Raw genomic sequence first — 21011 nt, 5'->3', positions numbered from 1 at the left:
GCGATCCTTCCACTTAATCGGCTGGTGCCGTGATGTACATGTCGGCGGGCGTACGTTCGGCCCGCGTCGACCACGGCCGCATCAGGCGGCTGCGGTCAATGTGCGAGCCGAATTACTCGGCACCGCCCTGCTCGGCCTGCTTCTCGCGAAGCGCGTCCACGGTGCGGACGAGCTTCGAGGGCAGGGCCTGGAAGACCGCGGCAGCCTGAGACTGCTTGGCCTTCAGCGCACCCGCCAGCTTGGCGAGCAGAACCTCGCGGGACTCGAGGTCCGCAAGCTTCTTGATGTCGTCGGCGGACATCGCCTTGCCGTCAAGGACGCCGCCCTTGATGACGAGGTTCGGGTTGTCCTTGGCGAAGTCACGAAGACCCTTCGCCGACTCCACCGGGTCACCGGTGACGAAGGCGACCGCCGTCGGACCGTTGAACAGGTCGTCGAGCGTGTCGATCCCGGCCTCGTTGGCCGCAATCTTGGTCAGCGTGTTCTTCACCACGGCGTACTGGGCGTTCTCACCGAGCGAACGACGCAGCGTCTTGAGCTGCGCCACGGTGAGACCCCGGTACTCGGTCAGCACGGCGGCGTTCGAGCTGCGGAACGCGTCCGTCAGCTCGGCTACCGCGGCAGCCTTGTCGGGCCTTGCCATGAGCGTCGGCCTCCTTCCGGGTGATGAGGACCGCTCAGAAGGGGCTGGGACAAACGAAACGCCCCGGCGCAAGCGCACGGGGCGTAGCTCCACCGAGCGAATTCCGTGAGCGGAATCTGTCCGGGAGCGCATCCAGTGTCACCTGCGCGGGTCGTCCGCATTGCAGCGGATCCTTCGGCCACCGCACCCTCTCGCGAGCGCACGGCAACGACCAGCGGTCTTTGGCTTCTGTAGGAGCGTACGTGAACGGGTCGCCGTCAGGCAAATCCGCCCGGACGGGGCCCGATGCCGGCTCAGCCCCGGGCCTTCTTCAGCTCCTTGGCCATGTCCACGGTGTCGGAGGCGGGCGGCACCTTCACGGTCACGGGCTTGCCGAAGTCGAGGAAGGTGATGGTGAGGTCGAGCTCGCCGTGCCGCCCGAAGCCCCGCATGCGCAGCTGGCGCGTACGGTCCTCGGCGTCGACCCACAGGTCCATGGTGAGCTCGTCCACGCCCAGCTTCTCGTACTGCGCGAGGCTCTTCTCGGTCCGCTGCCGGACGCTGTTGTCGTCCTTCTTGTAGGCGGCGCGGATGTCGTCGACGGTGGCGGTGCCCGTGTAGTGGGTGGTGCGGACACCCTCGACGGTCTCGGTGCCGGCCTTCTTCAGGTCGTCGGCCGCGGCGAGGAAGCCGCTCTCGTGGGAGGGGTTGTCGCGAACCTTGTCGGCTGCCGTGCTGGTGTCGACCTTGAGGCCGTTCAGGGGGGCGCCCGGCGCCCCGAACTTGACCCAGTGCTTGCCGTCCTCGTTGGCCTCGTCGCTGCCGACGTACAGCACGCCGCCGACCAGCCGGAACTCGCCCGTGCCCTGATCCGGGCCGCTGAGCACGGTGGACTTCAGGCTCATGACAGGCGGCTTAGTGCCGATGGCGGCCTCGGCCTTGATCCGGCCCTCCTCCGGTGTCCGGCCCGTCATGCGGTAACGCAGGGACAGGGGCTGCTCCGCCTTCTCCGCGGCCCGGGTGACGGCGGCCGCGGCCGCCGAGTCACCCCCGCTCTCCGTGCCGCCGACCGCCCCGCACCCGGCGACGAGCAGTGCGGACAGCCCGAGAACGCCTACGGAAGACCTCATCCGATTCCCCCAGAACCCCATACAGAGAACACATGGTCGATGCACAGCAAGACCGTGAAGGTATCCCAGAGGGATGGGGGAGGTCCCGTGAATTATGAGCCGGTGCCCGCCCCCTGCTGCTTGACCAGCTCCGTGAAGTTGGCGGTGTCGCTCGCCGGGGGCACCTGCGCGGAGACCTTGGTGCCGTAGTCGGTGTAGTACGCGGTCTGGGAGTAGGCGCCCGCCGAGGTCTCGCCCTTCTCGATCTTCTTGACCAGCAGGTCCCGGTCGTCGACCCAGATGTCGACGGTCTCGGTGGTGACGCCGGCCTGCTCCAGCGTCTTCTTCAGGTCGTCGAGCTGGCTGCGGGTGAGGCTGGAGTTCTTCTCGGCGAGGTCGGCCACCTCGAGCGTCCCCGAGTAGTGCGTGGTGTGCCGGCCGCGCACCTTCTCCTCGCCGACCTCCCGCACGTCCCCGGAGGCCAGCAGAAGCTTCACCGACTGGTTCGGGGTGGTGTTCTGCATCTGGTCCTTCAGATACGCGCCGGAGCTGCCGCCGAGGCTCTCCAGGTCGTCGTACGCGTACTTGATCCAGTGTCTGCCGCCGGCCTGCGTGGCGAAGGTGTCGCCCATCCTGGCGTAGTAGGCGTCGGGCAGGTAGCGGGCCTCCATCGACGTGGTGCCCATCTGGCGCATCGTGTCGGCCATGGTGCCGCCGGTGTACGTGATGGTGAGGGTGCCGGTGAGGCCGTCGCCCCAGCCGAGGGCACCGTCGGCGGTCATCGACATCACCGAGCCCATGGTCGTGGTCGACTCGACCTTCGCGGACTCGGCGCCGTCGGTGGACTTCTCGGCGGTGCGCAGGGCCGCTATGGGGCTGAGCCGCGGGCTGCCGTCCCCGCCCTTGTCGGAGCCGCCCGAGCCGCCCGAGCCGCCGGATCCCCCCGAACCGCAGGCGGTCACCCCCACGAACAGCGTCATCCCAACGATCGACAGACTCGCGCGGCGCACGGTCGCACGCTTCATTCGCCCCACCCCCAAGGATTCCCGTGTCTGCACGCTAACGCACAGCACTGACAGCGGTACGACAAAAGGGACGAGCCCCGCACCTCGAAAGGTTGCGGGGCTCGTCGCCGGCTTGAGGCGAACCGTCAGGTTCAGACCGCGGCCGGGTCCTCCTCGACGAGGAGGTTCCGGGTGCGGTTCGAGTCGACCGGAATGCCGGGGCCGACCGTGGTGCTGATCGCGGCCTTCTTGATGTAACGACCCTTGGCGGCGGACGGCTTCAGACGGAGGATCTCCTCCAGGGCCGCGCCGTAGTTCTCCACCAGCTTGGTGTCGTCGAAGGACACCTTGCCGATGATGAAGTGCAGGTTCGAGTGCTTGTCGACGCGGAACTCGATCTTGCCGCCCTTGATCTCCGTGACGGCCTTGGCCACGTCGGGGGTGACGGTGCCGGTCTTCGGGTTCGGCATCAGACCACGCGGACCGAGCACGCGGCCGAGGCGGCCGACCTTGCCCATGAGGTCCGGCGTGGCGACGACGGCGTCGAAGTCCAGACGGCCCTTCGCGACCTCGTCGATCAGTTCGTCGGAGCCGACGATGTCGGCGCCCGCGGCCTCCGCGGCCGCTGCACGGTCACCGGTCGCGAAGACCAGGACCCGGGCGGTCTTGCCGGTGCCGTGCGGCAGGTTCACGGTGCCACGGACCATCTGGTCGGCCTTGCGCGGGTCGACACCCAGGCGGAAGGCGACCTCGACGGTGCCGTCGTACTTGCTCGTGGAGGTCTCCTTGGCGAGACGGACGGCCTCGAGCGGGGCGTAGAGCTTCTCCCGGTCGATCTTGGCGTCCGCAGCGCGGAGAGACTTGCTGCGCTTGCTCACTACTGCTCCTGGTGATTCTGAGGAGTCGTGGTACGGGCCGAGCAGGCCCTTCCACACTTCTGCTTGGTACGGGGGGTGAGGTCAGCCCTCGACGGTGATGCCCATGGAACGGGCGGTGCCGGCGATGATCTTCGACGCGGCGTCCAGGTCGTTGGCGTTCAGGTCGGGCAGCTTGGTCGTGGCGATCTCACGGACCTGCGCCTCGGTGATCTTGGCGACCTTGGTCTTGTGCGGCTCGCCCGAGCCCTTCTCGACACCGGCGGCCTTGAGGATCATCTTCGCGGCCGGCGGCGTCTTGGTGACGAAGGTGAAGGAGCGGTCCTCGTAGACCGTGATCTCCACCGGGATCACCCAGCCACGCTGCGACTCGGTCGCGGCGTTGTAGGCCTTGCAGAACTCCATGATGTTGACGCCGTGCTGGCCGAGCGCGGGGCCGACCGGCGGGGCCGGGTTCGCCGCACCGGCGTTGATCTGGAGCTTGATGAGCCCCGTGACCTTCTTCTTCTTGGGAGGCATTGCTCTCTCCGGGTCCTAGTGAGAGTTTTTCAGCCTCCGGTCCGGATGATCCGGATGGAGGCATACCGCACAACGATAACGGGTATCCATGCGCGGCCAAAAACCGAGCAGGTCAGGCACCGCGCGAGCGGCCACCTGACCTGGTCGGAGGCTTGTCTTCCAGAAGGTGCTAGTTCTTCTGGATCTGGTCGAAGCTGAGCTCGACCGGGGTCTCGCGGCCGAAGATCTCGACGAGGCCCTTGACCTTCTTCGAGTCGGCGTTGATCTCGTTGATCGTGGCCTGCAGCGTGGCGAACGGGCCGTCGGTGACGGTGACCGAGTCGCCGACCTCGAAGTCCAGCACCTGGACCTCGACCTTGCGCTGCGGGGCGGGCTTGCCCTCGGCCTCGGCGGCCTCGCGGGCGGCCTTCTCCTCGGCCTCCGGGGCGAGCATCTTGACGATCTCGTCCAGGGTCAGCGGGTACGGGTCGTAGGCGTTGCCCACGAAGCCGGTGACGCCGGGGGTGTTGCGGACGACGCCCCAGGACTCGTTCGTCAGGTCCATGCGCACCAGCACGTAGCCGGGCAGCTTGTTCTGACGGATGGTCTTGCGGTCGCCGTTCTTGATCTGCACGACCTCTTCCTGCGGCACCTCGGCCTGGAAGATGTAGTCCTCGACGTTCAGCGAGACGGCGCGCTGCTCCAGGTTGGTCTTCACGCGGTTCTCGTAACCGGCGTACGTGTGGATCACGTACCACTCGCCGGGGAGGGTGCGCAGCTCCTCGCGCAGGGCGACGACGGGGTCGACGGGCTCGGCCGGCTCTTCTTCTTCCTCGGCCTCGTCGGCGACGACATCCTCTTCGGCGACGACATCCTCGTCCTCGACGTCCTCGTCGGCTTCCTCGTCCTCGACGTGGAGCGCGGCTTCCTCAGCGGGCTCGCCCGCCTCGGCCTCGGCAGCCTCGAACTCGTCCAGGTCATCGTCCGCGCCCTCGACGATGTCGAGCTCGTCGTCCACGGACTCGACGTCCTCGTTCAGGTTCTGGTCAGACACGGTGGCTGCTTCTTCCTGGATACATAGGGGTGGAACATGCGAAAGGGGCGCCGGATACCTCGGCGCCCTTCGCTCTCGGATCAGCCGAAGACGTACTTGGCGGCGTGGCTGAGTCCATAGTCAATCACGGTCACCAGGCCGATCATGATGACGACAAAGACGATCACCACGGTCGTGTACGTCGTCAGCTGGCTTCGCGTGGGCCATACGACCTTGCGGAGCTCCGCGACGATCTGGCGATAGAAGATCGCGAGACGCTTCAGCGGGCCCTTCTTGGCGCGCTTGCCGCCCTTGCGGGTCTTCTTCTGCGCCTCAGGCACCTCGTCCTGGGCATCAGGCGTGTCGATGGAGCCCACGGCGTCCGCCATTCGTCCTCACCTGTTCCCGGGTCGTGGCCGTGCCGCGCCCGGTCTGAGCCGCACGGCGATGCATTGCTGCTGTACGTACATGCGCTGCGCACACATCCTGGTGATGGTGTGTGTAGCAGGGCCGGAGGGACTTGAACCCCCAACCGCTGGTTTTGGAGACCAGTGCTCTACCAATTGAGCTACGACCCTTTGTGCGTTCCCCAACGTACCGCATCCGACCGGGTGCTCGGTGTGCACCTGTTGTGGCGCGGTTGTTGAAGGCCAACGACGTGTGAGTGTACGTGGTCTTGAGCCCCTCGTCGAACGGAAAGGGCTCTTGATCGGATTCACTCTGATGTTCTGTCGGCTGACCAGTCCGTGAAACCCATGTGCCGGGCCGGTTTCCGGTCTGAAACCATGGACCCCATGAGCGCTGCAACCCCTCCCACCGAGCGCCGGGTCTCCGCCCGAGTCGGCGCGATCTCCGAGTCCGCCACTCTCGCCGTGGACGCCAAGGCCAAGGCCCTGAAGGCCGCCGGGCGTCCGGTGATCGGCTTCGGCGCCGGTGAGCCCGACTTCCCGACTCCGGACTACATCGTCGAGGCCGCTATCGAGGCCTGCAAGAACCCGAAGTACCACCGGTACACGCCGGCCGGCGGTCTGCCCGAGCTGAAGGCCGCGATCGCCGCGAAGACGCTGCGCGACTCCGGCTACGAGGTCGACGCGTCCCAGATCCTCGTGACCAACGGCGGCAAGCAGGCGATCTACGAGGCCTTCGCCGCGATCCTCGACCCGGGCGACGAGGTCATCGTCCCGGCGCCGTACTGGACCACGTACCCGGAGTCGATCCGGCTGGCCGGCGGTGTCCCGGTGGAGGTCGTCGCGGACGAGACGACCGGCTACCGGGTCTCCGTCGAGCAGCTGGAGGCGGCGCGCACGGAGAACACGAAGGTCGTGCTCTTCGTCTCCCCGTCCAACCCGACCGGCGCGGTCTACAGCGCCCAGGACGCCGAGGCGATCGGCAGTTGGGCCGTCGAGCACGGCCTGTGGGTGATGACGGACGAGATCTACGAGCACCTCGTCTACGGCGACGCGAAGTTCACCTCGCTGCCGGCGATCCTCCCCGAGCTGCGCGACAAGTGCATCGTCGTCAACGGCGTCGCCAAGACGTACGCGATGACCGGCTGGCGGGTGGGCTGGATCATCGGCCCGAAGGACGTCGTCAAGGCCGCGACGAACCTCCAGTCGCACGCCACTTCGAACGTCTCCAACGTGGCGCAGGTCGCCGCCCTGGCCGCCGTCTCCGGCGACCTGTCGGCGGTGGAGAAGATGCGTGAGGCCTTCGACCGGCGTCGTAGGACGATCGTGCGGATGCTCAACGAGATCGACGGCGTGCTCTGCCCGGAGCCCGAGGGCGCGTTCTACGCGTACCCGTCGGTCAAGGGGCTGCTCGGCAAGGAGATCCGGGGCAAGCGCCCGCAGGACTCGGTCGAGCTGGCCGCGCTCATCCTGGAGGAGGCCGAGGTCGCGGTGGTGCCGGGTGAGGCCTTCGGCACCCCGGGCTATCTGCGTCTGTCGTACGCGCTGGGCGACGAGGACCTCGTCGAGGGCGTGAGCCGCATCCAGAAGCTGCTGGCGGAGGCCAGGGACTGACATCCGCGAGAGGGGGGCCACCGCTGGATGTTCAGCGGTGGCCCCCCTCTGCCGTTTGTGCGAGCAAGACCACGTTCGTGGAAAGTGGTACCAGGACGGCGGGAAGGTGCGGCAGGATTCCCTGATGGAGCGTGTACGTGATGTCTCTGAGCTGCCGAAAGCCCATCTGCACCTGCACTTCACCGGTTCGATGCGGCCGGCCACCGTGCTGGAACTGGCCGACAAGTACGGCGTCCGTCTGCCCGAGGCCCTGACCGAGGCGCTGACGAGCGGGGAGCCGCCGAAGCTGCGGGCCACGGACGAGCGGGGCTGGTTCCGCTTCCAGCGCCTGTACGACGCGGCACGGTCGTGCCTCAGGGAGCCGGAGGACATCCAGCGGCTGGTGCGGGAGGCCGCCGAGGAGGACCTGAAGGACGGCTCGGGCTGGCTGGAGATCCAGGTGGACCCGACGTCGTACGCGCCCCGGCTGGGCGGGCTGATCCCGGCGCTGGAGGTCATCCTGGACGCGGTGGAGACGGCCTCGCGCGACACCGGGCTCGGCATGCGGGTGCTGGTGGCTGCGAACCGGATGAAGCATCCGCTGGACGCCCGCACCCTGGCCCGGCTGGCCGTGCGGTACGCGGAGCGCGGGGTGATCGGGTTCGGGCTGTCGAACGACGAACGCCGGGGCATGGCCCGGGACTTCGACCGGGCGTTCGCGATCGCGCGGGACGGCGGGCTGCTGTCCGCCCCGCACGGCGGCGAGTTGACGGGTCCGGCGTCCGTCCGCGACTGCCTGGACGATCTGCACGCGAACCGGCTGGGGCACGGGGTTCGGGCGGCCGAGGATCCGCGGCTGCTGAAGAAGCTCGCGGAGCGGGGCGTGACCTGCGAGGTGTGCCCGGCGTCCAACGTGGCGCTGGGCGTGTACGAGAAGCCGGAGGACGTTCCGCTGCGGACGCTGTTCGACGCGGGCGTCCCCATGGCCCTGGGCGCCGACGACCCGCTGCTGTTCGGCTCGCGGCTGGCGGCCCAGTACGACATCGCCCGCCGCCACCACGCCTTCACGGACGAGGAGTTGGCGGAGCTCGCCCGGCAGTCGGTACGCGGGTCGGCGGCGTCGGAGGACGTGAAGGCGAAGCTGCTGGCGGGCGTGGAGGACTGGCTGGCGTCGTGAGCCCTCAGCCGGCCGGGCCCGTGCCGGTGATTCCCGCGTCGGTGGTTTCCGTACCGGCGATGCCCGCCAGGAGCGTGCGGGTCAGGCGTACGGCGAAGTCGTCCGCCTCGGGCCGCTCCCCCGCCGCGTCGTAGGCGAAAGCCCGCTGCGCACAGGCCCCCATCAGCAGCGAGGCGGCGGCGAACGCGTCCGTGTCCTGCCGGATCCGGCCCACGCCCTGCTCGGCCCGCAGATACGCCGCGAGCTGCTCGATCGGCACGTGGGGGCCCACGCCCAGGTCCCGCATGGCCTCGTCGTGCCGCCGCTTGAGCTGGGTCTCGGCGTACAGGGAGGCCGCGATCGGGAAGCTCTGCTCGTAGAAGAGGGCCGCCTGGCGGGCGATCTCGGTGAGGTTCCCTTCCAGCGTGCCCCGGCCCGGCTCTGCCGCCAGGCTGCTCAGCAGCGGGGTCAGCCGGGGCAGCCGCTCTCCGAGGACCCGGATGAACAGCTCCTCCTTGCTCGCGAAGTACTTGTAGAGCGCCGCCTCGGAGCAGCCGGCCGCCTTCGCGATCTCTTTGGTCGTGGCGCGGGCCAGTCCGACGGTGAGCATCAGCTCGTGCGCGGCGTCGAGAATGCGCACGCGGGCCGGTCGATCCATGCGGGTTCCCCTCTTGACGGATGAGTGAACACTTACCCACTATAAATGAAGCAGGGGTGAGTGAATGCTCACCCACCTGACGGGGATGAGGAGCACGCCATGAAGTTCACCGTTTTCGGCGCCACCGGAGGCATCGGCCGGGAGGTCGTCCGCCAGGCCCTGGACGCGGGCCACGAGGTCACGGCCGTGGTACGGGATCCAGCCCGGCTCGCCGTCACCGGCGAGCGCCTGGAGGTGGTCCGCGCGGACCTCACCGACCCGGAGGCGCTGCGGCCCGCCGTGACCGGCCGGGACGCGGTCCTGTCCGGGCTCGGCGCGCGCAGCCGCAAGGACGCCGGGGTCGCCGCCCGGCTCACACGCACGGTGTTGTCGGCCCTGGAGGCGGAGGGCGTGCGCCGACTGCTCGTGGTGAGCGCGGGTCCGGTCGGCCCCGAGCCGGAGGGCGACGGAGTCCTGGACCGCACTGTGCGCGGCCTCGTCTCGGCGGCCCTGAAGGACGTGTACGCCGATCTGCGGGAGATGGAGGCGGAGCTGGCGCGCAGCGCCACCGACTGGACGGTCGTACGGCCGCCGCGGCTCCAGGACAAGCCGGTGACGGGGTCGTACCGGACGGTGGTGGGCGGCTTCCCGCTCAAGGGCCGGTTCATCGGGCGCGCCGACGTGGCGCACTCGATGCTGGCGATGGTGGAGGACGCGGGGACGGTGAAGCAGGGCGTGGGGGTGGCCTATTAGGGCCACTGAGTGACCCTTGGGGACCCGCTCGGGGGCCTACAGCCCGACGCCCACCATCACCGGCTCGTTGACCAGGGTGATCCCGAAGGCCTCGCGCACCCCGGTCACGACCTCGCGGGCCAGCGCCAGCAGGTCCTCCGTGGTGGCCGTGCCGCGGTTGGTGAGGGCGAGGGTGTGCTTGGTGGAGATGCGGGCGGGCCCGTTGCCGAACCCCTTGGTGAAGCCCGCCTTGTCGATCAGCCAGGCCGCGGAGGTCTTCGTGTGACCCTCGCCGGCCGGATAGGCGGGCGGCTCCACGCCGTCGCCCAGCCGCTCCCGCACGCGTGCGTGGAACACGGCGAAGTCCGTGTCGGTGAGGATCGGGTTGGTGAAGAACGAGCCTGCCGACCAGGTGTCGTGGTCCTCGGGGTCGAGGACCATGCCCTTCCCGGCGCGCAGCTTCAGCACGGTCTCGTGGGCCTCGGCGAGCGGCACCCGCTCCCCCGGCTCGACGCCCAGCGCGCGTGCCGTCTCCGCGTACTTCAGAGGCGCCGACAGCCCGTCCGCGTCCGACAGTTCGAAGCGGACGCGCAGGACGACGTACCGCCCGGGGTCGGCCTTGAAGCGGCTGTGGCGGTAGGAGAAGGCGCACTCCTCGTTGGTGAGCGTGACCGTCTCACCCGCGCGACGGTCGTAGGCGATGACCTCGGTGATCGTCGAGGAGACCTCCTGGCCGTACGCCCCGACGTTCTGGATCGGGGTGGCGCCCGCAGAGCCCGGGATGCCGGCCAGGCACTCGATGCCGGCGAGCCCGGCCTCGACGGTACGGGCGACCGCGTCGGTCCAGACCTCGCCGGCGGCCAGTTCCAGCCGTGTCCCGACGAGTTCGCAGCCGCGGGTGGCGATACGCAGGGCGGTGCCCTCGAAGCCCTTGTCGCCGATGACGAGGTTCGAGCCGCCGCCGACGATGAGCAGCGGTGTGCCGTCGGCGTCGGCGTCGCGCACGGCGGCGATCACCTCGGCGTCGGTCGTCGCGGTCACCAGCCTGGTGGCGGGACCGCCCAGCCGGAAGGTGGTCAGCGGGGCGAGCGGGGCGTCCTGGAGTTCCTGCACGCGCCCAAGCCTACGAGACACCACCGACAGCCCCGCGAACCGTCCCTCCTGCTCCCCCGCCTGTTCCTGCAGTTCTTCTCCGCCACCAGCCTCGTACTGGAGGACGACGACGAAGGCATCCGCGCCTTCCTCGTCGGCTTCCACGCCCGCCGACAACGACCGCGAGGCGTACATCCACTTCGTGGGGGTGGATCCGAAGCTGCGCGGCACGGGCGTGGCCCGTCGCCTGTACGGGGAGTTCTTCCGCCGCGCGGCCGAGGCGGGCCGCCGGGAGGTACGGGCGATCACCTCACCCGGGAACGCCGGCTCCATCGCCTTCCACCGTGCGATGGGATTCACGTGCGAGGGAGGAGACCGGCAGGTCGACGGCGTACCCGTGAGCAGCGACTACGACGGCCCAGGGCAGGACAGGGTGTGTTTCATGCGCCCACTGGGCCGGTAAGGCGCACCGGCCCATGGAGACCGACTGTTACACGTAAGGGGCACCGGCCCACGGGGACCGCCGTTATACGTACCGGCGCGGCCCATTGATGGCCGTCTGCTACGCGTAAGGGGCGCCTCGCAATGGAGAGCGCCCCTTACCGCGACCATGGGTCTGCTTCGTGTGTGCTCCGGGCTCAGCCCAGCCGTACGACGGCCCGGGACATCCCGAGCACCTTCTGTCCGCCACTGGTCACGGTCAGGTCGACCCGCACGGTGTTGTCGTCGAGCTTGGCGCCCACCTTGCCGGTGACCTCGATCACGGCGCCCTGGTCGTCGTTCGGGACCACGACCGGCCTGGTGAAACGGACGCCGTAGTCGACCAGCGCGCCCGGGTCGCCGGTCCAGTCGGTGACGACGCGGATCGCCTCGGCCATGGTGAACATGCCATGCGCGATGACGTCCGGCAGGCCCACCTCCCTGGCGAACTTCTCGTTCCAGTGGATGGGGTTGAAGTCCCCTGAGGCACCCGCGTACTGCACGAGCGTGGCGCGGTTCACAGGGAACGACTGGGCCGGCAGTTCGGTGCCGACCTCGACGTCGTCGTAAGCGATCTTCGCCGTCATCGGTTCCTCACGCCTCCCCGTCTGCTGCCGCGGCTTCCGCGGGTTTCGCTGCTGCCGCGGGCTCCGCCGCGCGGGCGACGAGCTTGGTCCAGGCGGTCACGACGTGCTCGCCGGCCTCGTCGTGGACCTCGCCCCGGACGTCCAGGATGTCGTTGCCGGCCATCGACTTGACGGCCTCGATGGTCGATGTGACCGTGAGCCGGTCCCCGGCGCGCACCGGCCGCTTGTAGGCGAACTTCTGGTCGCCGTGCACCACGCGGCCGTAGTCCAGGCCCAGCTGCGGGTCCTGGACGACCTGGCCCGCCGCCTTGAAGGTGATCGAGAACACGAAGGTCGGCGGCGCGATCACATCGGCGTATCCGAGCGCCTTGGCGGCGTCCGGGTCGGTGTACGCAGGGTTGGCGTCCCCCACGGCCTCGGCGAACTCGCGGATCTTCTCCCGGCCGACCTCATAGGGATCGGTGGGCGGGTAGGTCCGCCCGACGAAGGACTGATCGAGCGCCATGGGCCTCGGCACCTCCTGGTTGTTCCGTTGCTCTGCGTGGTCACGCTGCGTTGTTGCTCTGCGCGTTGCTCTGCGTTGCTTCAATGACCGGCTCTACCGGCCGGTACGGGTCGCTCAACGACACGAGGCCGCCCCCGATCACTCGGGGACGGCCTCGCATACGAGCCTTTTTTATCGCGTTTCGCGGTGCGCGGTGTGCGCGTTGCAACGCGGGCAGTGCTTCTTCATCTCCAGTCGGTCCGGGTTGTTACGCCGGTTCTTCTTGGTGATGTAGTTCCGCTCCTTGCACTCCACGCAGGCCAGCGTGATCTTCGGGCGGACGTCGGTGGCAGCCACAGGAGTGCTCCTTGACGAACGGATGGGACGATATAACGCATAAAAGAGTAGCCGATCGAAGGACCGACCCCACAATCGGCTACTGTCAGTAGCGGTGACCGGACTTGAACCGGTGACACAGCGATTATGAGCCGCTTGCTCTACCGACTGAGCTACACCGCTTTGATGGGATCAGGTCCCGCCTTGCGACGGGAACCTCACCCACCAGAGCCCCAATACGGAATCGAACCGTAGACCTTCTCCTTACCATGGAGACGCTCTACCGACTGAGCTATTGGGGCGAGCGATGAAGACATTACACGGTCCGCAGCCGTTCACCCAAATCCGTTTCGCGAGGCCCTTCGGGGCCGCCCGGAGGGCCGTTTCCCCAAGGTCCCGGCGGTCTCCTGAGCCCCTCCGGCACGGCGGACCACACCAGTACGACTATTGCGCTCCTCCCCGCCCGCGCCGAACCGCCGTCCTAGGCTCGACTCACTCTGCGTGATCTTGAGTCCCCCCGCGACCCCACATGCCCTGATTCCGCCATCCCTTGCATCCCTTGCATCCTCCGCATCCCTTGCACCCCCTTCCCCACTGCGTCCCCAGCGCAGTCCCGAGCCGAGCCCCTGGAGCGCGATGCCCGACAGTCAGCCGCAGCCGCCCCCCTCGTGGTCGTCCTCGTCGTCCGCCTCGTCCGCCTCGTCCGCGTACGGCGCCTCGGGAGGCTCGCCGGACCCGGCCGCCCTCCTGTTGTGCGGGGCGCGCCTGACGGACGGCCGGACCGTGGACGTACGGCTGGGCCGCGGACGTATCGAGGCGGTCGGCACGGCCGGCAGCCTGACCACCGGCCCGGTGACCGGCACAGCCCGCGCCGGCACGCGCATGGACCTCGACGGCTACCTCCTGCTCCCCGCCCCCGCCGAGCCGCACGCGCACGCCGACACCGCGCTCACGGCCGACGCCGACGGCCCCGTCTCGTACGCCCTCCAGGACGTCCAGCGCCGCGCCACGGAGGCCGCGCTGCTGCAACTCGGCCACGGCGCGACGGCGCTGCGCGCGCACGTGCGCGTGGGCGACGTCCAAGGCCTCGGCGCGCTGGCCGCCGTCCTGCAGGCCGGGCGTTCGCTGCGCGGACTCGTCGAGCTGACGGCGGTGGCGGTGCCCCGGGTGCTGACCGGCGCGGCCGGGGCGGACGGGCTCGCGGTGCTGCGCGACGCGGTGAAGATGGGCGCCTCGGTGGTGGGCGGCTGCCCGGACCTGGACCCCGATCCGACGGGCTATGTGGAGGCCGTCCTGGAGGTCGCCTCCGAGCAGGGCTGCCCCGTCGACCTGCACACCGACGCCGCCGATCCGGCCCGTCTCGCCCGCCTCGCCGCGATGGCCGGCGGCCTGCGCCCCGGCGTCACCCTCAGCCCCTGCGGCGGCCTCGACCGCCTCCCCGCCGAAACGGCCGGCCGCACCGCCGAGCAACTGGCCGCCGCCGGCGTGACGGTGGTCTGCCTCCCCCAGGGCGGCTGCGGTGCCGTCGAACACCGGGGCGCGGCGCCCGTACGGCTGTTGCGCGCCGCCGGCGTGCGAGTGGCGGCCGGCAGCGGGGCGTTGCGGGACGTCACCAACCCGGTCGGCCGCGGCGACCCCTTGGAAGCGGCCTACCAGCTCGCCTCCCTTCACGGCCTGCGCCCCGAGGACGCCTACGACGCAGTGAGCACGTCCGCACGTGCCGCTCTGGGGCTCCCCGAGGTCCGCGTGGAGGCGGGTTTCCCGGCCGACCTGCTGGCCGTGCGCGGCGACCGGCTGGCGGGCGCCCTGTCGTTGGCGTACAGCCGGATCGTGATCCACCGGGGGCGCGTGGTGGCGCGTACGAGCGCGGTCCGCGAGTACTGCAACTCGACGACCTCAGCGGAGTTGGGCCTGCCGAGGCAGGGGCGGGGGGAGCTCTCGTAGGACGTCCCCCACCGGCGCCGTACAGGAGCACGGTGCCCTGCTGCGGCAGCGGGGGCGGGGAGTTGGGGTCGCTGCCCAAAGAGGCGGGGCGTAGGGCCTCAGGTGCGGTCGGGGGTGCGGCTGCGGGACGCAGCTTGCGGGCTGCGGGGTGGGGGACACGGGTCGAGGGTGCGGGTCGGGGTCTGGCCGAAGCCGTGCGGCGGATGCGGCCGTCCGGGCGTACGGTCGAAGGCATGCGCATTGTCATCGCTGGTGGTCATGGTCAGATCGCGCTGCGGCTGGAGCGTCTGCTCGCCGCGCGCGGAGACGAGGTCGCGGGGATCATCCGCAAGGCCGAACAGAGCGACGACCTGCGGGCGGCCGGTGCCGAACCGGTCGTCCTGGACCTGGAGTCGGCGTCCGTGGAGGAGGTCGCGGAGCGGCTGCGCGGCGCGGACGCGGCGGTGTTCGCTGCGGGCGCGGGCCCAGGCAGCGGGACGGCGCGCAAGGACACGGTGGACAGGGGCGCGGCGGTGCTGTTCGCGGACGCAGCGGTCCGGGCGGGCGTACGGCGCTTCGTGGTCGTGTCGTCCATGGGCGCGGACGCCGCTCACCAGGGCGACGAGGTCTTCGACGTCTACCAGCGCGCCAAGGGCGAGGCGGACGCGTACGTGCGGGGCCTGGACTCCCTCGACTGGACGATCCTGCGCCCCGGCGCGCTGACGGACGACGCGGGCACCGGTCTGGTCCGCCTGGAGGCCCGTACAGGCCGCGGTCCCGTCCCGCGCGACGACGTGGCCGCCGTACTGGCGGAGCTGCTGGACACCCCGGCGACATCCGGCCTCACCCTCGAGCTGATCAGCGGCTCGGCGCCGGTGGCGGTGGCGGTGAAGGCGGTGGCGGGGAACTGAGGGCGGCCGCGCGCCCGGAAGCGCTAGAAGAGGGGTAGCTGTCCGGGGAACTCCGGGATCACGTACCCGTCCAACGACGGCTGGGCGGCGCCCAGTTGCGCCGCCCTGCGGGAGCCGGGGCAGGAGACGAGCCCCGCGCTCCCCCGCGCCCCCGGTGGGTCGTGCCGGGCGAACCGTCCGGCGACGACGGCGATCTCGCGACGGCACTCGGGGCAGGTTCTACGACGGCTGGACGCGCTGGGCATGGGGCCAGTGTGCCCCAGTGGGCCACGCGGGTACCCCGTGGCGGGACGCGCCCCGCTCGCCGCGCGGAAGTGCGCTCTCCTCCTTAGCATCCGTACACGTGGCACATACCTTCGAAGAACTCGTGGAGAAGCAACGCGCGGCCGACGAGGCACACGCGAGGGTCGAAGAGCTGCGGGACGCGTACGGCGCGCCCACGGCCACCCCCTGGTCGGAGATCCAGACCAACACCTACGAAACCGCCTGGCGTGCCTGGCGCGACCTCGCCCGCGACGTGCAGGCCGCGGTGACCGAGCACGCCAAGGACGAGAAGAAACCGCGCAACGACGTCGAGGCGGAGGTGAAAAGGGCGGCGAAGACCCGCTCGGCGGAGACACCGGGAGGTTCGGAAGGGGCTCCCGAGGGAGGATGAAGCGCGTCGCCGTGGCGTGCTTCCTCTGCATACACGAAGAAACCCCTCCGCTCTGCGTTTCCGCAGTTCGGAGGGGTTCCCTCTCTCAGCGTGGCGGCGCCAGGATTCGAACCTGGGAAGGCTGAGCCGGCAGATTTACAGTCTGCTCCCTTTGGCCGCTCGGGCACACCGCCGGGGTTGCTGCCCATTCGAACCGCTTTTCGGCGGTGCTCCCTGGCAACGACGTAAACGATACCCGATGCACAGGGGTGCTTCGCCACCTGATTCCTCGCCGCCCGGAGGGAGCGGGGTGGCTAGGCTTGTCCGGATGCGGCCCGGGATCACGCCGGGCTCGGCGGCCGGCCCCACGTACGCCGATACGCACCCGACACGCACACCGATACAAGGAGCCACAGGACATGGCCGACTCCAGTTTCGACATCGTCTCGAAGGTCGAGCGGCAGGAGGTCGACAACGCCCTCAACCAGGCCGCCAAGGAGATCTCGCAGCGCTACGACTTCAAGGGCGTCGGCGCCTCGATCTCGTGGTCCGGTGACAAGATCCTGATGGAGGCGAACTCCGAGGACCGGGTCAACGCTGTCCTCGACGTCTTCCAGTCCAAGCTGATCAAGCGCGGGATCTCGCTGAAGGCGCTGGACGCGGGCGAGCCCCAGCTCTCCGGCAAGGAGTACAAGCTCTTCGCGGAGATCAAGGAGGGCATCTCCCAGGAGGACGCGAAGAAGGTCGCGAAGCTCATCCGCGATGAGGGCCCCAAGGGCGTGAAGGCCCAGGTGCAGGGCGAGGAACTGCGTGTCAGCTCCAAGAGCCGCGACGACCTGCAGGCCATCATCACCCTGCTCAAGGGCCAGGACTTCGACTTCGCGCTGCAGTTCGTGAACTACCGGTAGGCGGCCGGGTGGGCGCCCGTCGGGCGCCCACCCTTCTGGTCCTCCCTGCCGCTATCAGGGCCCCGCATGGGCTGCGCTCAGTCGCGTGAGTTGCCGAACAGCAGGCGGTAGACGATCAGGAGCACGAGCGAACCGCCGATCGCCGCGGCCCAGGTGGCGCCGTCGTAGAAGTCCTTGGTGATGGGGTGGTCCAGCCAGCGGGCCGATATCCAGCCGCCGATGAACGCGCCCGCGATGCCGATGAGGGTCGTACCGATGAAGCCGCCCGGGTCACGACCCGGCAGCAGGACCTTGGCGATGACTCCGGCCAACAGCCCCAGGATGATCCAGCTGATGATGCTCATGTCCTGAACCTGCCCTTCCGTGCTGTGCCCGTGCTGTCCGGGCACTGTGATGTCGCTCGCTCCGGACGGACCGTGCTCGTTTCGACGCGCCCCGCGCACCCCGCGTCCTTCGTCGCACGCGGGTTCGTGCCGTGTTGGTGAGGACGACGTCCCGACGGCACTCGGCGGTTCCGTCGATCAGTAGGGTGCGGCTCATGACACAGTCCGAATCGTCTGCCGGATCGCCCGCCGAGCTGAGGCGGACGCTGGGCGTGGGCGACGCCGTGGTCGTCGGGCTGGGCTCGATGATCGGTGCCGGCGTTTTCGCCGCGCTCGCTCCCGCCGCGCACGCCGCGGGCTCCGGGCTGTTGCTCGGACTCGCGCTCGCCGCACTGGTCGCCTACTGCAACGCCATGTCGTCGGCGCGACTCGCCGCGCTGTATCCGGCTTCGGGCGGCACATACGTGTACGGGCGCGAGCGACTCGGCGCGTTCTGGGGGTATCTGGCGGGCTGGTCGTTCGTGGTCGGGAAGACGGCCTCCTGTGCGGCGATGGCGCTGACGGTCGGGGCGTACGTCTGGCCGGGGCAGGCGCACGCGGTGGCGGTCACGGCGGTGGTGGCCCTGACCGCGGTGAACTACGGCGGCATCCAGAAGTCGGCCTGGCTGACGCGTGCGATCGTGACGGTGGTCCTGGCGGTCCTCGCTTGCGTGGTGGTCGTGTGCCTGGGGTCCGACGCCTCCGACGCGGGGCGCCTGGGCATCGGGGTCTCCGAGGGTCTCGGCGGGGTGCTGCAGGCCGCCGGTCTGCTGTTCTTCGCCTTCGCCGGGTACGCGCGCATCGCGACCCTCGGTGAGGAGGTGCGGGACCCGGCCCGCACCATCCCCCGCGCGATCCCACTGGCCCTGGGCATCACGCTGGCCGTGTACGCGTGCGTTGCGGTCGCTGTCCTCTCTGTACTGGGGGCGGACGGTCTCGGGCGGGCGGGCGCGCCGTTGGCCGACGCGGTGCGGGCGGCTGGAGTGCCCGGGCTGGTGCCGGTGGTGCGGGCCGGGGCCGCCGTGGCCGCGCTGGGGTCACTGCTCGCCCTCATCCTGGGCGTCTCGCGCACGACGCTGGCGATGGCACGGGACGGGCACCTGCCCGGAGCCCTGTCGGCCGTCCATCCGCGCTTCCAGGTACCGCACCGGGCCGAGCTCGCTGTGGGCGCGGTGGTCGCGGTCCTGGCCGCCACGGTGGATGTCCGGGGCGCGATCGGGTTCTCCTCCTTCGGTGTGCTGGCGTACTACGCGGTGGCCAACGCGTCGGCCTGGACGCTGGATTCGGCCCCGGCCCAGCGAGTGCTGCCCGCGATGGGGCTCCTGGGCTGCGCCGTCCTCGCGTTCGCGCTGCCGGGGACTTCGGTCGTCGTGGGGGCGGGTGTGCTGGCTGCGGGAGTGGTCGCGTACGGAGTACGGCGGCGGTGGGCGGGCGCGCGATAGCCGTACGGCGCGGCGAACGGGGAGAGCGTCGGGACTTGAAGGGGAGGGGGTCGGGGCTGCGCGGCCCAGGGGCGCTCGGCGGACGCGCGGTGGCCCGTACGACGGCAAGAGGCCTCCGAACAACGCGTGCGGGGCAGCCGCCTGATACCGCGCCCAGGGTGTCCAATCCCTCTGCGCCCTCTACAGAGTCGGCCCCTGAGCCGCCGACGCGCGTGTGCGGAACTCGGTCCAGGGGGTCGGACTCAGCTCCTCACCCATGACGTCGTACCAGCCGGTGCCGTCGAGCCAGGCGTGCAGCCAGTCTGTGAGGCTGGGGGCGTCGACGAACCAGGCGTGGTCGGGGTCGCCCGGGTTCGGTTCGAAGAGCAGGACCGTCGCCTGTGGGGAGTGGCAGTCCACGCACGCGTACATGGCACAGCCCCAGTGGGATATCGGCAGGACGCCCTCGGGCCAGGGCCAGTCGGGGTCCTGACGACCGCCCTCGCGGTTGGCAAGGTACTGGGTGACGGCGGCGGGTTCGGCGGCCGCAGGACTGTCGAACAGGGGCAGCAGGCCGTACTCCGGGCCGAATCCGCCGTCTCCTATACGCAGGTAGAGGTCGGCGAGCAGTGCAGGCAGGCGGAAGCCGAGGGCGGCCTCGGCGCGGGACAGGGTGGCCTCGTCCACGGGGTCGGGAAGCGAAGGCCAGCCCCATGGGCGGGTGGTGGCCGCCTTGGCCGCCACCCTTGCCAGCAACTGCTCGTTCTCGGTCATGCGTTCATGATGCAAGCCGCCACTGACAGTCGGGCCGGCCTGTGGACAACTCGCCCGTTGTGGACAACCGGCCGCCGCGAAACACGGGCTGGTCGTGGACGACGAGCAGGTCGGGCTCGCGCCGTCAGCGCGCTGCGAACGGCTGGTCGGTGCGCACGATTTCGCGGCCCAGCGGGAACAGCGAGACCGGGATCAGTTTGAAGTTCGCGATGCCGAACGGGATGCCGATGATGGTCAGGCAGAGGAGGAAACCGGTGACGATGTGGCCGATGGCCAGCCACCAGCCAGCGAGGACCAGCCAGAGCACGTTGCCCAGGCAGGAGGGCGCGCCCGCGTCGCGGCGCTCGACCGTCGTGTAGCCGAAGGGCCAGAGGGCGAAGACTCCGATACGAAATGCGGCAATGCCAAATGGAATGCCGATGATCGTGATGCAGAGCAGCGCGCCCGCGAGCACGTAGCCGAGGAACAGCCAGAAGCCGCTCAGGATCAGCCAGATGACGTTCAGGATGGTCTTCACTGGTGGCGACCTGCCATTTTCTCGAGCCGGGCGATACGGTCCGCCATCGGCGGGTGTGTCGAGAACATCTTGGAGAGCCCCTGGCCCGGGCGGAAGGGGTTCGCGATCATCATGTGGCTCGCGGTCTCGATGCGGGGCTCCGGGGGCAGCGGAAGCTGTTTGGTGCCCGCCTCCAGTTTATGCAAGGCGCTCGCGAGGGCCAGCGGGTCGCCGGTGAGCTGGGCACCGGAGGCGTCCGCCTCGTACTCCCGGGAGCGGCTGATGGCGAGCTGGATGACGCTTGCGGCGAGCGGGCCCAGGATCATGATCAGGAGCATGCCGAGGATGCCGGGGCCGTCATCGTCGTCGGAGCGTCCGATCGGGATCAGCCAGGCGAAGTTGACCAGGAACATGATCACGGAGGCGAGCGCGCCGGCGACCGAGGAGATGAGGATGTCCCGGTTGTAGACGTGGCTGAGCTCGTGGCCGATGACGCCGCGCAGTTCGCGCTCGTCGAGGAGGCGCAGGATGCCGTCCGTGCAGCACACGGCGGCGTTGCGCGGGTTGCGGCCGGTCGCGAAGGCGTTGGGTGCCTCGGTCGGGGAGATGTACAGGCGGGGCATGGGCTGGCGGGCCTGGGTGGAGAGCTCGCGGACCATCCGGTAGAGGGCGGGGGCCTCGAACTCGCTCACCGGGCGGGCACGCATCGCGCGTAGCGCGAGCTTGTCGCTGTTCCAGTACGCGTACGCGTTGGTGCCGAGGGCGATCAGGACCGCGACGACGAGCCCCGCACGCCCGAAGAAGCTGCCGATGACGATGATGAGTGCGGACAGTCCCCCGAGGAGTACTGCGGTCCTGAGCCCGTTGTGCCGGCGGTGCACGGTACGCCCTCCAAGTCGTGCAGCAGGGGAACCCTTTGCTTGCGGATCTTGCTGAT

26 protein-coding genes and 4 tRNA genes are annotated in these 21011 nt (G+C 69.8%); 9 read left to right on the top strand and 21 right to left on the bottom strand.

The window, feature by feature from the left end; genetic code table 11:
• Window positions 1-112: 112 nt before the first annotated feature.
• From rplJ to OG289_RS30355, 8 genes are all read right to left on the bottom strand, one after another.
• Entirely contained in the window at window positions 113-643 is a 531-nt protein-coding gene (gene rplJ, locus OG289_RS30390; protein ID WP_327317239.1) for a 50S ribosomal protein L10, read from the bottom strand.
• A 293-nt stretch (window positions 644-936) separates the two neighbouring features.
• Entirely contained in the window at window positions 937-1752 is an 816-nt protein-coding gene (locus tag OG289_RS30385) for a hypothetical protein (protein WP_327317238.1), read from the bottom strand.
• Window positions 1753-1844: 92 nt separating this feature from the next.
• A complete protein-coding gene (locus OG289_RS30380) occupies window positions 1845-2756 on the bottom strand; it encodes a hypothetical protein (protein WP_327317237.1) in 912 nt (303 codons plus the stop codon).
• A 131-nt stretch (window positions 2757-2887) separates the two neighbouring features.
• Window positions 2888-3613: a 50S ribosomal protein L1 gene (gene rplA / locus OG289_RS30375; protein WP_327317236.1), complete on the bottom strand. Its 726-nt coding sequence runs from the start codon at window positions 3611-3613 to the stop codon at window positions 2888-2890.
• An 81-nt stretch (window positions 3614-3694) separates the two neighbouring features.
• Window positions 3695-4129, bottom strand: coding sequence for a 50S ribosomal protein L11 (rplK, locus tag OG289_RS30370; RefSeq protein ID WP_005481290.1), 435 nt, complete (start codon window positions 4127-4129; stop codon window positions 3695-3697).
• 169 nt (window positions 4130-4298) lie between these two features.
• Entirely contained in the window at window positions 4299-5162 is an 864-nt protein-coding gene (nusG, locus tag OG289_RS30365) for a transcription termination/antitermination protein NusG (RefSeq protein ID WP_327317235.1), read from the bottom strand.
• Between the two features lie 80 nt (window positions 5163-5242).
• Window positions 5243-5530, bottom strand: coding sequence for a preprotein translocase subunit SecE (gene secE / locus OG289_RS30360; protein ID WP_079660434.1), 288 nt, complete (start codon window positions 5528-5530; stop codon window positions 5243-5245).
• A 116-nt stretch (window positions 5531-5646) separates the two neighbouring features.
• Window positions 5647-5719, bottom strand: a tRNA-Trp gene (locus OG289_RS30355).
• Between the two features lie 216 nt (window positions 5720-5935).
• Between OG289_RS30355 and OG289_RS30350 the strand changes: the two genes are divergently transcribed.
• Window positions 5936-7162, top strand: coding sequence for a pyridoxal phosphate-dependent aminotransferase (locus OG289_RS30350; protein WP_327317234.1), 1227 nt, complete (start codon window positions 5936-5938; stop codon window positions 7160-7162).
• Window positions 7163-7286: 124 nt separating this feature from the next.
• A complete protein-coding gene (locus OG289_RS30345; protein ID WP_327317233.1) occupies window positions 7287-8318 on the top strand; it encodes an adenosine deaminase in 1032 nt (343 codons plus the stop codon).
• Window positions 8319-8322: 4 nt separating this feature from the next.
• Here the strand turns inward: OG289_RS30345 and OG289_RS30340 are convergent, their stop codons facing one another.
• On the bottom strand, window positions 8323-8955 hold the full coding sequence (locus OG289_RS30340) for a TetR/AcrR family transcriptional regulator (RefSeq protein WP_327317232.1): 633 nt from the start codon (window positions 8953-8955) through the stop codon (window positions 8323-8325).
• A gap of 99 nt (window positions 8956-9054) precedes the next feature.
• Between OG289_RS30340 and OG289_RS30335 the strand changes: the two genes are divergently transcribed.
• Window positions 9055-9687: an NAD(P)-dependent oxidoreductase gene (locus tag OG289_RS30335; RefSeq protein WP_327317231.1), complete on the top strand. Its 633-nt coding sequence runs from the start codon at window positions 9055-9057 to the stop codon at window positions 9685-9687.
• Between the two features lie 36 nt (window positions 9688-9723).
• On the opposite strand, the gene OG289_RS30330 is transcribed toward OG289_RS30335, so the two are convergent.
• On the bottom strand, window positions 9724-10779 hold the full coding sequence (locus OG289_RS30330; RefSeq protein WP_327317230.1) for a UDP-N-acetylmuramate dehydrogenase: 1056 nt from the start codon (window positions 10777-10779) through the stop codon (window positions 9724-9726).
• On the opposite strand from OG289_RS30330, the gene OG289_RS30325 reads away from it, so the two are divergent.
• A complete protein-coding gene (locus tag OG289_RS30325) occupies window positions 10715-11221 on the top strand; it encodes a GNAT family N-acetyltransferase (protein ID WP_327317228.1) in 507 nt (168 codons plus the stop codon). The genes OG289_RS30330 and OG289_RS30325 overlap by 65 nt on opposite strands.
• A gap of 175 nt (window positions 11222-11396) precedes the next feature.
• On the opposite strand, the gene OG289_RS30320 is transcribed toward OG289_RS30325, so the two are convergent.
• The 5 genes from OG289_RS30320 to OG289_RS30300 form a co-directional block, all read right to left on the bottom strand.
• Window positions 11397-11825, bottom strand: a complete 429-nt coding sequence (locus tag OG289_RS30320; RefSeq protein ID WP_327317227.1) for a MaoC family dehydratase — start codon at window positions 11823-11825, stop codon at window positions 11397-11399.
• A gap of 7 nt (window positions 11826-11832) precedes the next feature.
• A complete protein-coding gene (locus OG289_RS30315; RefSeq protein WP_327317226.1) occupies window positions 11833-12330 on the bottom strand; it encodes a MaoC family dehydratase N-terminal domain-containing protein in 498 nt (165 codons plus the stop codon).
• Between the two features lie 171 nt (window positions 12331-12501).
• Window positions 12502-12666: a 50S ribosomal protein L33 gene (gene rpmG / locus OG289_RS30310; RefSeq protein WP_003948671.1), complete on the bottom strand. Its 165-nt coding sequence runs from the start codon at window positions 12664-12666 to the stop codon at window positions 12502-12504.
• A gap of 89 nt (window positions 12667-12755) precedes the next feature.
• Window positions 12756-12828: transfer RNA gene (locus OG289_RS30305), tRNA-Met, on the bottom strand.
• Window positions 12829-12874: 46 nt separating this feature from the next.
• Window positions 12875-12947, bottom strand: a tRNA-Thr gene (locus tag OG289_RS30300).
• Window positions 12948-13281: 334 nt separating this feature from the next.
• On the opposite strand from OG289_RS30300, the gene OG289_RS30295 reads away from it, so the two are divergent.
• Both OG289_RS30295 and OG289_RS30290 read left to right on the top strand, forming a co-directional pair.
• Complete coding sequence (locus OG289_RS30295) at window positions 13282-14589, top strand: hydrolase (RefSeq protein WP_327317225.1); 1308 nt, start codon at window positions 13282-13284, stop codon at window positions 14587-14589.
• Between the two features lie 233 nt (window positions 14590-14822).
• On the top strand, window positions 14823-15479 hold the full coding sequence (locus OG289_RS30290) for an SDR family oxidoreductase (protein ID WP_327317224.1): 657 nt from the start codon (window positions 14823-14825) through the stop codon (window positions 15477-15479).
• 23 nt (window positions 15480-15502) lie between these two features.
• Here the strand turns inward: OG289_RS30290 and OG289_RS30285 are convergent, their stop codons facing one another.
• Entirely contained in the window at window positions 15503-15724 is a 222-nt protein-coding gene (locus OG289_RS30285) for a hypothetical protein (protein WP_327317223.1), read from the bottom strand.
• Window positions 15725-15822: 98 nt separating this feature from the next.
• On the opposite strand from OG289_RS30285, the gene OG289_RS30280 reads away from it, so the two are divergent.
• Window positions 15823-16134: a hypothetical protein gene (locus OG289_RS30280; protein WP_327317222.1), complete on the top strand. Its 312-nt coding sequence runs from the start codon at window positions 15823-15825 to the stop codon at window positions 16132-16134.
• Window positions 16135-16225: 91 nt separating this feature from the next.
• Here the strand turns inward: OG289_RS30280 and OG289_RS30275 are convergent.
• Window positions 16226-16307, bottom strand: a tRNA-Tyr gene (locus OG289_RS30275).
• 225 nt (window positions 16308-16532) lie between these two features.
• Between OG289_RS30275 and OG289_RS30270 the strand changes: the two genes are divergently transcribed.
• The gene (locus tag OG289_RS30270; protein WP_327317221.1) at window positions 16533-17021 is read left to right on the top strand and encodes a YajQ family cyclic di-GMP-binding protein; all 489 of its coding nucleotides are present in this window, start codon (window positions 16533-16535) and stop codon (window positions 17019-17021) included.
• A 77-nt stretch (window positions 17022-17098) separates the two neighbouring features.
• Here OG289_RS30270 and OG289_RS30265 read toward each other — a convergent pair whose 3' ends face one another.
• Window positions 17099-17365: a GlsB/YeaQ/YmgE family stress response membrane protein gene (locus OG289_RS30265; RefSeq protein WP_079660458.1), complete on the bottom strand. Its 267-nt coding sequence runs from the start codon at window positions 17363-17365 to the stop codon at window positions 17099-17101.
• 194 nt (window positions 17366-17559) lie between these two features.
• Here OG289_RS30265 and OG289_RS30260 point away from each other — a divergent pair, with 194 nt between their 5' ends.
• The gene (locus OG289_RS30260) at window positions 17560-18825 is read left to right on the top strand and encodes an APC family permease (RefSeq protein WP_327317220.1); all 1266 of its coding nucleotides are present in this window, start codon (window positions 17560-17562) and stop codon (window positions 18823-18825) included.
• Window positions 18826-19005: 180 nt separating this feature from the next.
• On the opposite strand, the gene OG289_RS30255 is transcribed toward OG289_RS30260, so the two are convergent.
• The 3 genes from OG289_RS30255 to htpX form a co-directional block, all read right to left on the bottom strand.
• On the bottom strand, window positions 19006-19578 hold the full coding sequence (locus OG289_RS30255; RefSeq protein WP_327317219.1) for an SMI1/KNR4 family protein: 573 nt from the start codon (window positions 19576-19578) through the stop codon (window positions 19006-19008).
• Window positions 19579-19702: 124 nt separating this feature from the next.
• The gene (locus tag OG289_RS30250) at window positions 19703-20095 is read right to left on the bottom strand and encodes a YccF domain-containing protein (protein WP_327317218.1); all 393 of its coding nucleotides are present in this window, start codon (window positions 20093-20095) and stop codon (window positions 19703-19705) included.
• Complete coding sequence (gene htpX / locus OG289_RS30245) at window positions 20092-20955, bottom strand: zinc metalloprotease HtpX (protein WP_327317217.1); 864 nt, start codon at window positions 20953-20955, stop codon at window positions 20092-20094. The genes OG289_RS30250 and htpX overlap by 4 nt, the downstream gene beginning before the upstream one ends.
• Between the last annotated feature and the right edge of the window lie 56 nt (window positions 20956-21011).

Origin of the sequence: Streptomyces sp. NBC_01235, from assembly GCF_035989285.1 — a bacterium.
Lineage (GTDB): Bacteria > Actinomycetota > Actinomycetes > Streptomycetales > Streptomycetaceae > Streptomyces.
The sequence above is the reverse complement of the archived record's forward strand: the minus strand, read 5'-3'. Positions and strand labels throughout refer to the sequence as shown.

Bases quoted from the DNA above. Each gene is read 5' to 3' on its own strand.
- rplJ (WP_327317239.1), bottom strand. From the start codon at position 643: ATGGCAAGGCCCGACAAGGCTGCCGCGGTAGCCGAGCTGACGGACGCG.
- OG289_RS30385 (WP_327317238.1), bottom strand. From the start codon at position 1,752: ATGAGGTCTTCCGTAGGCGTTCTCGGGCTGTCCGCACTGCTCGTCGCC.
- OG289_RS30380 (WP_327317237.1), bottom strand. From the start codon at position 2,756: ATGAAGCGTGCGACCGTGCGCCGCGCGAGTCTGTCGATCGTTGGGATG.
- rplK (WP_005481290.1), bottom strand. From the start codon at position 4,129: ATGCCTCCCAAGAAGAAGAAGGTCACGGGGCTCATCAAGCTCCAGATC.
- secE (WP_079660434.1), bottom strand. From the start codon at position 5,530: ATGGCGGACGCCGTGGGCTCCATCGACACGCCTGATGCCCAGGACGAG.
- OG289_RS30350 (WP_327317234.1), top strand. From the start codon at position 5,936: ATGAGCGCTGCAACCCCTCCCACCGAGCGCCGGGTCTCCGCCCGAGTC.
- OG289_RS30345 (WP_327317233.1), top strand. From the start codon at position 7,287: ATGGAGCGTGTACGTGATGTCTCTGAGCTGCCGAAAGCCCATCTGCAC.
- OG289_RS30340 (WP_327317232.1), bottom strand. From the start codon at position 8,955: ATGGATCGACCGGCCCGCGTGCGCATTCTCGACGCCGCGCACGAGCTG.
- OG289_RS30335 (WP_327317231.1), top strand. From the start codon at position 9,055: ATGAAGTTCACCGTTTTCGGCGCCACCGGAGGCATCGGCCGGGAGGTC.
- OG289_RS30320 (WP_327317227.1), bottom strand. From the start codon at position 11,825: ATGACGGCGAAGATCGCTTACGACGACGTCGAGGTCGGCACCGAACTG.
- OG289_RS30315 (WP_327317226.1), bottom strand. From the start codon at position 12,330: ATGGCGCTCGATCAGTCCTTCGTCGGGCGGACCTACCCGCCCACCGAT.
- OG289_RS30295 (WP_327317225.1), top strand. From the start codon at position 13,282: ATGCCCGACAGTCAGCCGCAGCCGCCCCCCTCGTGGTCGTCCTCGTCG.
- OG289_RS30290 (WP_327317224.1), top strand. From the start codon at position 14,823: ATGCGCATTGTCATCGCTGGTGGTCATGGTCAGATCGCGCTGCGGCTG.
- OG289_RS30285 (WP_327317223.1), bottom strand. From the start codon at position 15,724: ATGCCCAGCGCGTCCAGCCGTCGTAGAACCTGCCCCGAGTGCCGTCGC.
- OG289_RS30270 (WP_327317221.1), top strand. From the start codon at position 16,533: ATGGCCGACTCCAGTTTCGACATCGTCTCGAAGGTCGAGCGGCAGGAG.
- OG289_RS30265 (WP_079660458.1), bottom strand. From the start codon at position 17,365: ATGAGCATCATCAGCTGGATCATCCTGGGGCTGTTGGCCGGAGTCATC.
- OG289_RS30260 (WP_327317220.1), top strand. From the start codon at position 17,560: ATGACACAGTCCGAATCGTCTGCCGGATCGCCCGCCGAGCTGAGGCGG.
- OG289_RS30255 (WP_327317219.1), bottom strand. From the start codon at position 19,578: ATGACCGAGAACGAGCAGTTGCTGGCAAGGGTGGCGGCCAAGGCGGCC.